The sequence below is a fragment of the Elusimicrobiota bacterium genome (assembly GCA_016721625.1).
Lineage (GTDB): Bacteria > Elusimicrobiota > Elusimicrobia > FEN-1173 > FEN-1173 > JADKHR01.
The window spans coordinates 1184315-1196822 of sequence record JADKHR010000001.1; the positions used below are offsets into that span (position 1 = coordinate 1184315).

The 12508-nt window shown below is 63.8% G+C and carries 16 protein-coding genes and 1 pseudogene; all 17 read right to left on the minus strand.

What is annotated here, in order from left to right; translation table 11 throughout:
- The gene (locus IPP35_05030) at positions 1 to 762 is read right to left on the minus strand and encodes a glycosyltransferase family 9 protein (GenBank protein MBL0058466.1); all 762 of its coding nucleotides are present in this window, start codon (positions 760 to 762) and stop codon (positions 1 to 3) included.
- Complete coding sequence (locus IPP35_05035; GenBank protein ID MBL0058467.1) at positions 759 to 1001, minus strand: hypothetical protein; 243 nt, start codon at positions 999 to 1001, stop codon at positions 759 to 761. The genes IPP35_05030 and IPP35_05035 overlap by 4 nt, the downstream gene beginning before the upstream one ends.
- A gap of 29 nt (positions 1002 to 1030) precedes the next feature.
- Positions 1031 to 1681 carry a polysaccharide deacetylase family protein gene (locus IPP35_05040; protein ID MBL0058468.1) on the minus strand — a complete coding sequence of 217 codons (651 nt, stop codon included), beginning with the start codon at positions 1679 to 1681 and terminating at the stop codon, positions 1031 to 1033.
- A gap of 11 nt (positions 1682 to 1692) precedes the next feature.
- Positions 1693 to 1836 (minus strand): hypothetical protein, encoded by a 144-nt coding sequence (locus IPP35_05045; GenBank protein ID MBL0058469.1) that lies wholly within the window; start codon positions 1834 to 1836, stop codon positions 1693 to 1695.
- Entirely contained in the window at positions 1826 to 2581 is a 756-nt protein-coding gene (locus tag IPP35_05050) for a glycosyltransferase family 2 protein (protein ID MBL0058470.1), read from the minus strand. The genes IPP35_05045 and IPP35_05050 overlap by 11 nt, the downstream gene beginning before the upstream one ends.
- Before the next feature lie 10 nt (positions 2582 to 2591).
- A complete protein-coding gene (locus IPP35_05055; protein ID MBL0058471.1) occupies positions 2592 to 3110 on the minus strand; it encodes a glycosyltransferase in 519 nt (172 codons plus the stop codon).
- Between the two features lie 94 nt (positions 3111 to 3204).
- Positions 3205 to 3696, minus strand: a pseudogene (locus tag IPP35_05060) (glycosyltransferase).
- The gene (locus tag IPP35_05065) at positions 3693 to 4748 is read right to left on the minus strand and encodes a glycosyltransferase family 4 protein (GenBank protein MBL0058472.1); all 1056 of its coding nucleotides are present in this window, start codon (positions 4746 to 4748) and stop codon (positions 3693 to 3695) included. Before IPP35_05065 ends, IPP35_05060 begins: the two are co-directional and overlap by 4 nt.
- Positions 4745 to 5773, minus strand: coding sequence for a glycosyltransferase family 9 protein (locus IPP35_05070; GenBank protein ID MBL0058473.1), 1029 nt, complete (start codon positions 5771 to 5773; stop codon positions 4745 to 4747). The genes IPP35_05065 and IPP35_05070 overlap by 4 nt, the downstream gene beginning before the upstream one ends.
- A gap of 10 nt (positions 5774 to 5783) precedes the next feature.
- Positions 5784 to 6893 carry a 3-deoxy-D-manno-octulosonic acid transferase gene (locus IPP35_05075; GenBank protein MBL0058474.1) on the minus strand — a complete coding sequence of 370 codons (1110 nt, stop codon included), beginning with the start codon at positions 6891 to 6893 and terminating at the stop codon, positions 5784 to 5786.
- Complete coding sequence (locus IPP35_05080; protein MBL0058475.1) at positions 6848 to 7084, minus strand: hypothetical protein; 237 nt, start codon at positions 7082 to 7084, stop codon at positions 6848 to 6850. Before IPP35_05080 ends, IPP35_05075 begins: the two co-directional genes overlap by 46 nt.
- On the minus strand, positions 7078 to 7677 hold the full coding sequence (locus IPP35_05085; protein MBL0058476.1) for a lysophospholipid acyltransferase family protein: 600 nt from the start codon (positions 7675 to 7677) through the stop codon (positions 7078 to 7080). Before IPP35_05085 ends, IPP35_05080 begins: the two co-directional genes overlap by 7 nt.
- 226 nt (positions 7678 to 7903) lie before the next feature.
- The gene (locus IPP35_05090; protein ID MBL0058477.1) at positions 7904 to 8527 is read right to left on the minus strand and encodes a hypothetical protein; all 624 of its coding nucleotides are present in this window, start codon (positions 8525 to 8527) and stop codon (positions 7904 to 7906) included.
- Between the two features lie 14 nt (positions 8528 to 8541).
- Entirely contained in the window at positions 8542 to 9459 is a 918-nt protein-coding gene (gene secF, locus IPP35_05095; GenBank protein MBL0058478.1) for a protein translocase subunit SecF, read from the minus strand.
- Entirely contained in the window at positions 9459 to 10895 is a 1437-nt protein-coding gene (gene secD / locus IPP35_05100; GenBank protein ID MBL0058479.1) for a protein translocase subunit SecD, read from the minus strand. The genes secF and secD overlap by 1 nt, the downstream gene beginning before the upstream one ends.
- A 6-nt stretch (positions 10896 to 10901) precedes the next feature.
- Positions 10902 to 11285, minus strand: a complete 384-nt coding sequence (gene yajC, locus IPP35_05105; protein ID MBL0058480.1) for a preprotein translocase subunit YajC — start codon at positions 11283 to 11285, stop codon at positions 10902 to 10904.
- 8 nt (positions 11286 to 11293) lie between these two features.
- On the minus strand, positions 11294 to 12385 hold the full coding sequence (tgt, locus tag IPP35_05110) for a tRNA guanosine(34) transglycosylase Tgt (protein MBL0058481.1): 1092 nt from the start codon (positions 12383 to 12385) through the stop codon (positions 11294 to 11296).
- Positions 12386 to 12508: the final 123 nt, after the last annotated feature.

Genomic DNA, 12508 nt, shown 5'->3' on the forward strand with positions numbered 1-12508 from the left:
TCAGTTCACGGCGGCCGTTCGGAGAACGGCTTCCGTTTCCCGAACCACGCGCTCGGGGGAAACCCATTCCATGCACTCGTGGCCGAAAGGGCAACGATCCCGGTTGCAGACCAAACAGGCCAATCCTTCCGCCTGGAGGAACCGGTGAGGAGGGCGGCCGGGGTTCCAAGACCCTGGGGAGGTGGGCCCGTAGACCGTCACCGTGGGGGTGCCCACGGCCACCGCCAAATGCATCAGGCCCGAATCGTTGGTCACGGCCACCCGACAGCGGGACAAGACCGCCGCCGCCCGGTGAAGCGACCCCGCCGGCATGACCCAAGCCCGCCCCGCAAAATCCGCGGCCACGTCCTCCAACGCCGCCCGCTCATCGGCTCCGCCCACCAGGACCACCGCCCGGCCGGGCGCGGCCAGGAGACGGCGAATGGTTTCTTTGAATTTCGCGGCCGGCCATTGGCGGATCGCGTGCCGGTGTTTGGGCATGACCGCGATGCGTTCCCGGGCGCGATCCAGCCCGCTCTCGGACCACCAGGCGCGAAGGGCGTCCATTTCGGAGTCGTCCACCCCCAAACGGGGCAGAGCGTCCCCGGGCGCCTGGACGCCCAACCGACGGAGGAGAGCGAACTTGTTTTGAACGGCGTAGACCGCCGTGGTCGGGCGCGCCACGCGGTGGGTATAGACCAGGCTCCAAAAGGGAACCACGAACCCCGCGCGAACCGGAGCGCCGCTGGCCCAAGCGAGTTGAGCCGTGCGGGGATTGTTCATGAAATCCAGCACCCAATCATGCGCCGTCGGCGCAGTTCCCGCAACCAAAACCAAAACTTCGACTTATCGAACACCAACCGCTCGTCCAAGCCCGGAGTGCGGTCCAACACCGGCGCCGCCGCGGGTTCCACCAAAAACTCGATTCGAGCGTCGGGGAATTGGCGCCGCAGGACGTCGATCACCGGCGTCGTCACGATGACGTCTCCGATCCGACGCAGTTGAAGGATGAGGATCTTCATGGGCGCCGTTCACCCGCTCCCCGGTCCATTTAGAACCGGGCCTGTCCGCGGGTCAGGTGGAGGTGGAAATCCCAGCGGGTGTCGTCGCCCCGGACGAAGATCCGTTTCAGGCAGAAAGGAGCGCGGACCAGGTCGCCCTTCCCCCGATGGACGGAAGAGGCGGTTTTGTACCCCGCCTCCTGGATTATCCGCCGGAGTTCCAGGCTGTCGGCTCCGTCGCCGTAGGGGTGGGCGAAGGAAACGGGAGCGGCGCCCAATTTTTCGGCCAGGATCCGACGGCTCTCGACGATTTCGGTTTTCGCCGCCTCCGGGGACAAGCGGGTGAGGCGCGGGTGGTTCAGGGTGTGGGACCCGATGTCCCACCCGGCGTCCCGAAGCGCCGCGAGCTCTTCCCACCGGAGCATGGGCAGGCGGGTTTCCGTGGCGGGGTCGTGCCAGAAATTGTCCCGACCCACCGCGTTCACCACGACGAAAAGAGTCGCGGGAAAATCGAAATCCCGAAGCACCGGCAGCCCGTTTTCCAGGTTGTTCCGGTAGCCGTCGTCAAAGGTCAGGACCACCCCCCGGGCGGGCAGGGGTCGGCCTTCCGCCAGGCGTTCCGCCGCCTCGCGCAGAGTGAGGGCCTCGTAGCCCCGCCGCTTCAGATAGTCCATCTGCCAACGGAGCTGTTCCACCGACACCCAAAGCTTCTTCAGCCGCGAGCCCGCCGGCGGCACGCCCACCCTAGGTATATGAGCACCGGCAAGCCTCCCACGGGAAGCCGCCACCAATTCCAGCGGGCCGAAACGCCCAGGGCCGAAAGGCCCCCCGCCACCGCCAGGGTTTCAATGAGCATCGCCGTCTCCTTCCATGACCCGGATCAGCTTCAGCCAGGCGTAATAGGCGCTCAGGGTCGCGTAGATGAACCCCGCGTTTCCGTCCAAGAACCCGAGTTTCAGAAAGTAGCGAACCGAGAATTCCCAGGGCAGGCGCAGGTGGCTCCACGGAGAAAACCGTCGGCCCCGGCGGAATTTCTCCCGCGCGATGAGGCCCGTGTAGCGATTGCATTTGTCCAGATACTCGGAAAAATTTCGGTAGCTTTCATGCCGCACGGGATGGCGGAGCCGCCCCAGAGGAGGGACCACGGAGATCCCCTCGTGAATTTGTTTTCCTTCATAATGCGCCTGGTCCCGCCGAAAAAGGCGGAGGTGCCACTCGCTCCAATGGCCGCCGAAACGCAAACGCCGGCCCAGGAACACATTGTGGAAACGGAGGTGGAACCCGTTGACTGTCGGGGTGGCGGCCAGCGTCTTCCGGATCTCCGCTCCCAGAGGCGCGCTCAAACGCTCGTCGGCATCGAGGTTCAACACCCACTCGCCGGTCGCCTGTTCCAAAGCGAATTGCTTTTGCGGGCCGAACCCGGCGAAGTCCCGTTGGATCACCCGGGCGCCGAAACCAGCGGCGATCTCACGGGTTCGGTCGGTGGAACCGCTGTCGACGACCACGATTTCGTCCGCCACGCCTTTCAGGCTTTCCAGGCACGCGGGGAGGTCCCGTTCCTCGTTTCGGGCGATCACGATGGCGGAAAGTTTTGGCGGCATGGCCATCCTTTTATCCTTTACGTCCCGGGGGCAGGAGCCGATCGTAAAGTTTTTCGTAGGCGTCCGCCATGGCGGTCACCGAAAAAAGCCGACCCCGTTCTCGGCCCCGTTCCACCCGCCGCGCCCCTTCGGCGGGATCGTCCAAAACCTTCCGCATATTGTCGGCCAGCGCCGCCGGGTCCCCGGGGGCCGTCAGCTCGGGGACGGCCGCGCCGCCGTAGAGGTCGGGAATGCCGCCCGCCCTCGTGGCCGCCGTGGGCACGCCGATCACGAGCGCGTCCAGGAGGGCGGTGCCCAACCCCTCCTCGGCTGAAGAAAAAACGAACAGGTCCGCCATGGCCGTATATTCTAACACCTCCGGACGGTGTCCTAAAAACAGAACTCGACCCGTTAAACCTTCCGCCCGGGCCAAGGATTCCAGTTCCGGCCGCAGGGGCCCTTCGCCCAAGATCAGAAATTTCGCCCGGGGATAGGTCGAAGCCAACCGGGAGGCCGCGCGGAGAAACGTCGCGTGGTCCTTGTGGGGCACCCAGGGCCCCCACCGTGACCACCAGAAGGTCCCCGGCCGCGAACCCGTGTTTCCGGCGAAAGACGTCCCGGTCCTGGGGCCGGGGGTACCCCGCGGGGTCGATGCCGCTGGGAATGACGGCGATCTTGCCCGAAGGAACGCCGCCCGAAAGGGCCTGCCGTTGGATCGCCGTCGATAGGACCGCCAGGGCGTCTAAACGGCCGTACTTCCAGCGGCTGAAAAACCCCGACCCCAGCGGAAAATCTACCCGCCGCGTCGCCACCAAGCGGGCCTCGGTTCCCCGAACCGCCAGCGCCCCCAGGCCGACGGCATGGCCCGTGTGGGCGTGCAAAAAATCCGCCCGGCGGGACCGAAGATGAGACCTGAGCCGCCGCGCCGCAAAAACATCAAACTCCGCCAGAGGCGTCAGGGGTAAAACGGGCAATCCCGAGCCGCGCGCCGCCTGGGCCAACGGTTCTCCCGGACGGCAAGCCAGTGCGTTGTCATGTCCGCGCCGGGCCAGCTCCTTCGCCAACCACAGGGTTTGGCGTTCCCCCCCGCGCCAGCCCCGCTCGGTGTTCACATGGACGATGCGGAATGGTTTCACGCGGAGGTTCCCCTCCGTCGGGCCACGGCCGCCCGGTAGACGCTCTCCGTTTCCCGCCCCAGGCGGTCGAACCCGAAACGGGTTTCGGCCGTGCGTCGAGCGCGGCCCCCCATTTTCTTTCGCCGGTCGGCGTCGTCCATCAAAAGCCGGATCGTCCGCGCCAGCCCGGTGGCGTTCCGGGGCGGGACCAAAAACCCGTTGTCTCCGTTCAAGACCATTTCCGGTAGCGCTCCGACCTGGGTGGCCACCAGAGGCCGACCCCGGGCCAACCACTCCAGGGCGGCCCGGCTCACCGCCTCGCTCTCCACCGAGGCGATCACGCCGATGTGGCACGACTCCATAAACACCCCGGCGTCCGGAACCCGCCCCAAAAATCGCACCCAGCGTTCCAGCCCCAACCGCCGGACTTGCTTTTCCAAATCAGCCAGGGTCGTTTGTTTGTTCTCGCCGGCGATCAAAAACACCTCGTCCCCCAATCGGTCCTTCATTTGCCCCACGGCCTCCAGGAAATGGAGATGTCCTTTGACGGGGTCCAACCGGCCCAGTATTCCGATGCGGAGCGGCCCCGGGGGTTCCGGGGTCGCGGGGGGCATTTCCATCCCCGGGTAGACCACAGACACTTTGTCCATAAGAAAGGGAAACCGCGCCCCATAGACCTCCGCCAGGGTTTTGGACGCCGCGATGACGGCATCCGTTTGTCGGAAGAGAAACCCCTGCCCGGGACGGGGGACCACCCGGCGGGCTTCCCCCCGGGTGCGAACCAGCGCGGTAGGGCGGAACCGCGTGAGGAAAAATCCAAGACTGTGGCCCCGCCCCGTGTGGGCGTTCACCACGTCAAAACCGGCCCCGCCCGCCCGCCCACGGAGGGCCAAGGCCGATCCCCAGGGGAAGAGGGGCAATCCCATCTCTCCCGCCTGCCGCGCGGCGGCCAACCCGGGCCGGGCCGCCACCCACACCGCGTGCCCCAAAATCTGGAGCGACCGGGCGGCCGCGAGACCGTAGGACGTGAGGCCCGAATCCCAGGGCTCATCGAGAATATGGAGAATTTTCACGAAACGCGATCCTTTGGAAATGTTTTCAGAAGCGCCTGGCCCGCCGCCACCACGCGATCCGCCGTCACGTCCCCCATGCAGAGGAAGTGACCCAGGGGGCAACGCCTGGACCCGTGCACCGAACAGGGCCGGCAGGCCAGCCCCGGGGTTTCCACGACGGACGCCCAAGGCGCCGTCGGAAAAAAGCCGAAAGGTTTTACGGTGGGACCGAAGACCGCGACGGTGGGGACGCCGAGGGCCGCGCCCACGTGCATGGCCCCCGAATCGTTCGTGAGCAGAAGGGCGGAACGATTCAGAACCAGCATCATCTCCCGCAGGGACGTTTGGCCCACGAGGCTCTGGGCAGGGCCGTGAAGGGAACGCAACACTCCCTCCGCCGCGTCCTGGTCCGCCGCGGCGCCCAGAAGAACCACGGGCCAGCCCCGTTCCCCGGCCAGCCGGTCCGCGGCCTCGGCGAACCGGTCGGGGAACCAGCGTTTCGTCGCGTGCAGGGCGCCGGGGGCCAGAGCCAGGAAAGGGCCCGGGCCCAGCCGACGCTCCCAATCGGCCGACAGTTTTTCTTCCGCTCGAATATAAAGTTTCGGAATTCCGTCGGCGGGGATGACCCCGAGGGGGACCAACGGTTCCTGATACCGGTCCACGATCCCCCCGGCCAGGCGGGGAGACTCGCGTTTGAACCACACCAGGGTCCGGCGCGCCCCCGCTCGTTTGTCGTAGCGAACGCGACAGGGGGCATTGGAAAGGAACGTCCAAACCCTCGAACGGGGAGTGTCGTGCAAATCGATCAACACGTCATACTTTCTCCGCCGGATTTCACGGGCCCAACCCCACAGGCCTCGATCTTCGAACACCGCCACGTCCTCCGCATAAGGGTTTCCTTGGAAAACGGGGGCAAAGGCCCCCTTGGTGAGAACCGTCAGCCGAGCCCCGGGCCAGGCGGTTTTGAGCGCGGCCAATACGGGGGTGGTTAAAAGAACATCGCCGAGAGAAGAAAGACGGATCACGAGGACGCGAGCCGGGTTCATGATCTGGTTTTCAACATCCGCCACAGGGCCGCTTGGATCGCCCGATTTGGTCCGGCGGAATGGACAGGGCTTCCTGAAGCAGATTCAGGTTCGCTTCCAGGGCCCCGCGCTGGCTGTCCGCCAGGGCCCGCGCCGCCTGGCCCAAAGAGGCCCGCCGATCGGCGGAACGGAGGAGACCGGCCACGGCGTCCGCGAGGCCGCCCGGATCTTTGATTTCAACCGCGGCTCGGTTTTCCCGAAAAAGAGAAACGATTTCCCGGAAATTCTCCATGTGGGGCCCGAAGACCACGGGCACGCCCCAACGGGCGGGTTCCAGGGGGTTCTGCCCGCCCCGGCGGACCAGGCTCCCCCCCACAAAGACCACCGTCGCCAACCCATAAATTTCCGCCAACTCCCCCACCGTGTCCAAGACCAGCACGTCCACCAGTCCCGCCGACGATGAAAGCTGGGAGCGGAGCGCCGTGCGGAACCCCCGTGCAGAGAAGATCGTGCGCACCTCGGCGGCCCGTTCCACGTGCCGCGGCGCCGCCACCAGTCGGAGGGAGGGCCACTCCCGGCGGAGCTCCGCGAAGGCCTCGAGGGCGGCGGCCTCCTCCCCGGGGTGGGTGCTTCCGAGAACCCAGACAGGATCTTCATCGGAAAAACCATAGACTTTCCGGAGCGCGGGACGTCGGCCGGGGTCCGGAAGGGGGAGGTCGAATTTGAGGTTCCCCGTGATGGCCACCGCTTCTGGGCGGGCGCCCAACTGGAGAAACCGGGAGGCGTGGGTGGGGCTCTGGACGCCGACGCGGGTCAAGGTGGACAACAGGGAGGAGAGGGGCCTCCTCAATCGATAATAAAGCGGAAACGCTCCGTCGGAAATTCGTCCGTTCACCACAACCACGGGGATTTTTTCCGCCGCGAAGGCCCGGAGCCAATGGGGCCAGAGTTCTGTTTCGACCAACACCACGGCGCGCGGGCGCCCTCGCCCGATCACCCGCCGAACCGCGCCCGGGCGATCGATGGGGGCCAGGCGAACCACGTCGGCCACGCCCAGTCTCAGGGCCAATTCTTTTCCGTGGACGGTGGTGGTGGTCAAGAGGCGCGGAACACCGGGGAAGCGGGCCGGCAGAGCGCGCAAAAAGGTTTCCGCCGCTCGCACCTCCCCACCGAGGCGGCGTGAATCAAATGGCCCCGGGGCCCCCGCGTCCCCCCCCAACCGAAGCGTTCCGGCAGGCCCCGCAGGGTCCGACGGAGGCCGTAGCGCCAGATGAAAACCAGCAAGACCAGGGGCCAAAGCAGGAAAAAGAAGGTCGAATAGAGAGTCAGCATGGGGAATCCTCCTCCAACCGGTGACGAGCTTCGGTCTCAACAGCGATCAAGGCCGATCGCAACCGGTCTTCCGCCCACGGCCCCGCCTCGACGATGAACAAAGGATCGCCATAAACGACGCTGTAATGAGCGAAGGGATAAGGGATGAGGAAACGGTCCCAACTTTTCAGCTCTTTGGTCCGGCTTCCGGCCCAGGCAATGGGCACGATGGGCGCCCCGGTTTTGGCGGCCAGGGCCAGCACGCCGGGCTGGATGGACTGGAACGGGCCCCGGGGCCCGTCCGGGGTAAAGGCGACGGAACGGCCGGCGCGAACGATATCCACCATTTTCAAGAAAGCGCTTCCCCCGCCTCGGCTGGAGGAACCCCTCACGGTTTCGAACCCGAACCGATGCAAGGCCTTGGCGATCAACTCCCCATCGCGACTTTGGCTCACTAACACGGGGACTCCCCGATTCCGATGTTCAAAAAGCATCAAAAGTTGATATCGGTGCCAGAACGCATAGATCACCGGGAGACCTCGCTCCAACCGTTCGCGGAGCCCCGGGGAGAGGGTCGTTCGAAGTTTGGAGGACCGGCCGATGAAGTGGACCACCGCCCAGGCCAACCCGGAAACAAGGGTGGACAGAATTCGGTCGCGGCGGGAAAGCGTGGGTGTCAGAGGGCCTCCCTCCGGCGAGGATTTGATGCGAGTGGAATTTTAGCATGTTTTTTAGAGGGAGAAAGTGCGTCGAAGGGAGGCTTGGCTCGAGGAGCAACCGAAGAAGCGATCCCAACGGGAAGGAGCGTTTTGGACGTCCCGTGGACCGCCTATAGTATAATTATTTAGGGCGTCCCCTATGCTTGGAAGGGGGGCCCCAGGGGAGGGCGCCGGCGCGGGTGAAGCGGGGGGTGAGGTGGGAGGCGGCGTCGTAGGACATGGCGAGGCGGGCGGCGTCCAACAGCTCGAGAGTAGCGCGGATGTCTTGGGGGTCGGAAAAATCCCGGCGGTCTTCCAGTTCGCAGGAGTCTTGGCGGGCCTCTTCCGACACCAGCCGTTCAATGAAGTGGGCGGCTTGGTCGGCCAATTCTTCGCCCAGGGCCGTCAAGAGGCGGGCCCGGAGACCTTCGCCTCGGGATAGGGCTTCCGCCAGTTCCAATTCAAAACCGGTTCCGATGGTGGCGGTGTAGAGGGTCAGGCAGACGGGGCCTTTTGTCCCGCCCGGAGCGGGGCGCCAAAGGGGTTCCATCCACGCGGGAGCCTGGGCCGGGGTCCAGGTACCGTAGAGGGCGGCGGTGTCCAGGCGGTGAATCGACCCCAAAGCTTCGGCCTCGGCGGCCTTTTCCAGTTCCGGCGTGATCTGGGCGTTGTCGAGCAAGGACTTGAGGTTTCGGAGGACGGCGCTGGGGCGCGGGTGAAGGCGGAACTTGCGGATCTTTTTGACGGGACCCACCGCGGTCGTCACGGTCTTCCCGTCGGTCAACGGAGCGTCTTGTTCCGCCGCGTCACCCAAAGGTAAACGATGGGGGAAGCGATGAAAATGGTGGAGTAAGACCCGATCACCACGCCGAAGGTGAGGGCCAAGGAGAAGTCCCGAATCACTTCACCGCCGAAAACCAACAGGGAGATCAGGACCAAGAACACGGTCAGGGACGTGATGATGGTACGGGAAAGGGTTTCGTTGCAAGATCGGTCGATCAGGATATCCAGGGGTTCCTTTGTCCGGCCGCGCAAACGAATATTCTCGCGTATACGGTCGAAAATGACGATGGTGTCGTTGATGGAATAGCCGGCCAAAGTTAATAGCGCCGCCACCACGGTGATGGAAATTTCCCTATTAAATAAAGAAAGGAACCCCACCGTCAAAAAGACATCATGCACCAGAGCGATGACCCCGGAAACGCCCCACACGAGGCTCTTGAAACGAAACGCCACGTAAAGGGCGATCCCCAACATGGAGGAGAAAATCGCCAACATCGCCTGGCCCACCAAATGTTGTCCAACCACGGGACCTACGTATTCGGCCCGGGTGCGGTTCTTGTCCACGGGGTTGTCTGGAAAGGCTTTGGCCAAGGCGGATTCGATCTGCGTCGCCAACTCTTGCTTAAGACCTTCCTCGGATTTGAAGCGAATGATCACGGTATTCTGTCCGGGCACGCTTTGGAGCTGGGGATCTTTCAGCCCCGCCTGGGCCAAGGCCTTCCGAACATCGCCAATGGAGACGGCCGCCTTCGTGAAAGTCGCTTCCACCAGGGTTCCCCCCGTGAAATCAATGCTCAAGTTGGGGCCGCGAGTCAGGAGCGAGACCACCGTCATAACCCCCAGCGCGCCGGACAGCCAGAAAAAATATTTCCGGTTAGAAATGTATTTGAAGTGAGGGGTTCGGAAGAATTCCATTACACGCTCAACTTTTCCACGCGGCGATGCATGAGCCACAGGTCATAGACCGTGTGGGTCACAATGATGGCCGTGAACATGGAGACTAAGAGACCGAGGGTTAAGCTGATACCGAACCCTTTCACCGGGCCCGTGCCGAATTGAAAGAGGAAAACAGCGGCGATGATCGTGGTGAGGTTGCCGTCCAGGATGGCGGAGAAGGCCTTGTCGTAGCCTTGCTCCACCACGAGGCGCGGACTTTTTCCCAAATGGCTTTCCTCCCGCATACGCTCCAAGATGAGAACGTTGGCGTCCACCGCCATGCCCAGGGTGAGGATGATTCCCGCGATGCCCGGCATGGTGAGCGTGGCGTGGAAGGCGGCCATGGCCGCCAAAAGCAAGAAGAGGTTCAGCAGGAGGGCTAAGTTCGCCAGCATCCCGGACCATTTGTAATAGGCCGCCATAAAGATAAAGATGAGTCCCAGGCCCACGGCCCCGGCCAGGAGACCGCCCTTAATGGAGTCTTCCCCCAGGGTGGCCCCCACGGTGCGTTCCTCGATGATTTCCAGCGGCGCAGGGAGAGCGCCCGCCTGAAGGACGGATTTAAGGAACTTCGCGTCTTCGGCGGTGAATTGGCCCTCGATGATCGCGTGGCCGTCCCGGATGGCCGTGCGGATCACCGGGGCGCTTTGCACCACGCCATCCAAAACAATGGCCAAATTCCGGTTGACGTTGGCCTCCGTGACCTGCGCGAACTGCTTGGCCCCTTCGTCGCCAAATTCAAGGGCCACGTGGGGCGCCACGCCCGAATAATCGTTCCCCATCTCCACCCGGGCGTTCTTCAGCGCCGAGCCCGTCATCTCCGCGGAGGATTTCACCAGATAAAAGGAGGCTTCCTTGCCCGCCAACAACTCCGTCCCCGGGGGAATCAGACCTTCCAGGGCGCCGGGCATTTTCCCAGGCCGGAGGTCTTTGGCCCCCAGGCCCAGCTCGCGGGCCTTCTTTAAAAGGGCTTCCGGAACCCCGCCCGAATCCACGATGCGGAACTCCAGGAGCGCCGTGCGGCCGATCAAATCCTTCGCCTGTTCCCGGTCTTTCACGCCGGGAAGCTGAACCACGATCCACTTTTCCCCCTGTCGGACGATGAGGGGCTCGGACAAGCCAAATTGGTCGATGCGGTTGCGAACAACTTCGATGGCGCGCTCAATGGCTTCGCGGAGCGTTTCAGGACGGTCGTCGGGGAGTTTGTCGGTTTGGAGTTCCAGGAGCAGATGGATGCCCCCCTGGAGGTCCAACCCCAGATTGAGGATTTTATTGACGAGCGGGTTCCGCCGCTCCCGCATGGCTTGCTGGTCCGCCAACGGTTGGGAATAAAAGCGGAAGGAGGGATAGAGGAACGCCCCGCCGATCAGCAGAGCGATGAGAATGAAAACCGACTTCCAATACGCTTTGTGCATGAAGAACTAGGCGGTCTTGGAACCGTTCACGGCCGGTTCGATTTCGGAGGCGGGGTCGTTCTGAACGACTTTCGCCACGTAGCTTTTGTCGATCAACACCTTGGTTTCCTCGGAAATCTTGACCTCGATGACTTTCCCCTTCACGGATTGGACCGAGCCGTAGAGGCCACCTTGGGTCAAAATTCGGTCGCCCCGCTTCAGGTCGTTGACCATGCGCTGGTGTTCCTTGGCCTGTTTCTGTTGGGGTCGGATGAGGAGGAAATAAAAAATGCCCAGGATGGCGAGCAAAGGGGCGAAGCTCATGAGCCCGCCGGACGGAGCGCCGCCCGAGGGCGCGGCCCAGAGCGGTTGAACTCCAAACAACGAAACGGCGAAAATGAACAGGCGCATAAATTCTCCTAGGGAGCGGCGGAACGTGTGAGGCTTCCGGCGTGGTAACGATCCAAAAAGCCGTTCTTGAAATTCGAAAAACCGCCGTCGAAAATCGATTGACGGATGCGGCGCGTGAAGTCTAACATAAAGGCCAAATTGTGTAAAGACAGGAGGCGGAGGGCGGCGTATTCCCCGGCCCGGAACAAATGAGCGATGTAGCGGCGACTGTAGCGGCGGCAGACGGGGCAGGAACAGGCCTCGTCCACCGGGCGATCGTCCCGCCGGCAGGCGTTGGTGCGGAGATTAAGCGGTCCTTGGGAAGTGAGGGCCTGGCCGTTCCGCCCGTTCCGCGTGGGCCACACGCAGTCGAACATATCGATCCCCCGTTCCACGGCTTCCAACATGTCTTCGGGGCGCCCCACGCCCATCAGATAACGCGGCTTGTCTTTGGGAAGCTCCGCCACGCTGGCTTCGATCATGGGGCCCAGAAGGTTCCGGGGTTCTCCCACGGACAAACCGCCCAGGGCGTAACCCGGGAAATCCAACGCCACCGTTCGGCGGGCGCTTTCCCCCCGAAGGGCGGCGAAGGTGGCGCCCTGGACGATGGGGAAGAGGTGGGTGTTTCGATGGGCCTCGCTTCGCTGGCTCCAAACCTCCTTGGCCCGGGCCGCCCAGCGGAGCGTTCGGTCCATCATGTCCCGCGCCTCGGCCTCGGAGCAGGGGTAGGGCGGGCATTCGTCCAAACACATGGCGATGTCAACCCCCATCCGCATTTGGGCCTGGGCCACGTTTTCCGGCGTCAATCGGTGCCGGGCGCCGTCCACGTGGGAGGCAAACTCCACCCCCTCCTCTTCCACCGTCCGCCGGTTGGCCAGGGAGAAAACCTGAAACCCGCCGGAGTCCGTCAAGAGTCCCCCTTTCCAGGACATAAAAGAATGGAGCCCGCCCGCTTCCTCAAGGACGTCGATGCCGGGACGTAGCCAGAGGTGGTAGGTGTTCCCCAGAATCAGGCGGTAGCCGAGGGCTTCGAGATCCTCCGATATGAGAGTTTTGACGGAAGCTTGGGTGCCGACCGGCATGAAGACGGGGGTTTCCACTTCCGCGTGGGCCAAACGCAGACGCCCCCGCGCGCGGCGCCGTCCGAGTTTTCAAGAGCGAAGAGGGAATTCACGCCCGGCAGAATAGCAAATGTTTACCCCGGCCATTCAGTTGGACCCGAGGACCGGCCGGTCGCAGAGTGA

Coding starts and splice junctions, on each gene's coding strand:
- IPP35_05030 (MBL0058466.1), bottom strand. CDS start 762: ATGAACAATCCCCGCACGGCTCAACTCGCTTGGGCCAGCGGCGCTCCG.
- IPP35_05035 (MBL0058467.1), bottom strand. CDS start 1,001: ATGAAGATCCTCATCCTTCAACTGCGTCGGATCGGAGACGTCATCGTG.
- IPP35_05045 (MBL0058469.1), bottom strand. CDS start 1,836: ATGCTCATTGAAACCCTGGCGGTGGCGGGGGGCCTTTCGGCCCTGGGC.
- IPP35_05050 (MBL0058470.1), bottom strand. CDS start 2,581: ATGCCGCCAAAACTTTCCGCCATCGTGATCGCCCGAAACGAGGAACGG.
- IPP35_05070 (MBL0058473.1), bottom strand. CDS start 5,773: ATGAACCCGGCTCGCGTCCTCGTGATCCGTCTTTCTTCTCTCGGCGAT.
- IPP35_05080 (MBL0058475.1), bottom strand. CDS start 7,084: ATGCTGACTCTCTATTCGACCTTCTTTTTCCTGCTTTGGCCCCTGGTC.
- secF (MBL0058478.1), bottom strand. CDS start 9,459: ATGGAATTCTTCCGAACCCCTCACTTCAAATACATTTCTAACCGGAAA.
- secD (MBL0058479.1), bottom strand. CDS start 10,895: ATGCACAAAGCGTATTGGAAGTCGGTTTTCATTCTCATCGCTCTGCTG.
- yajC (MBL0058480.1), bottom strand. CDS start 11,285: ATGCGCCTGTTCATTTTCGCCGTTTCGTTGTTTGGAGTTCAACCGCTC.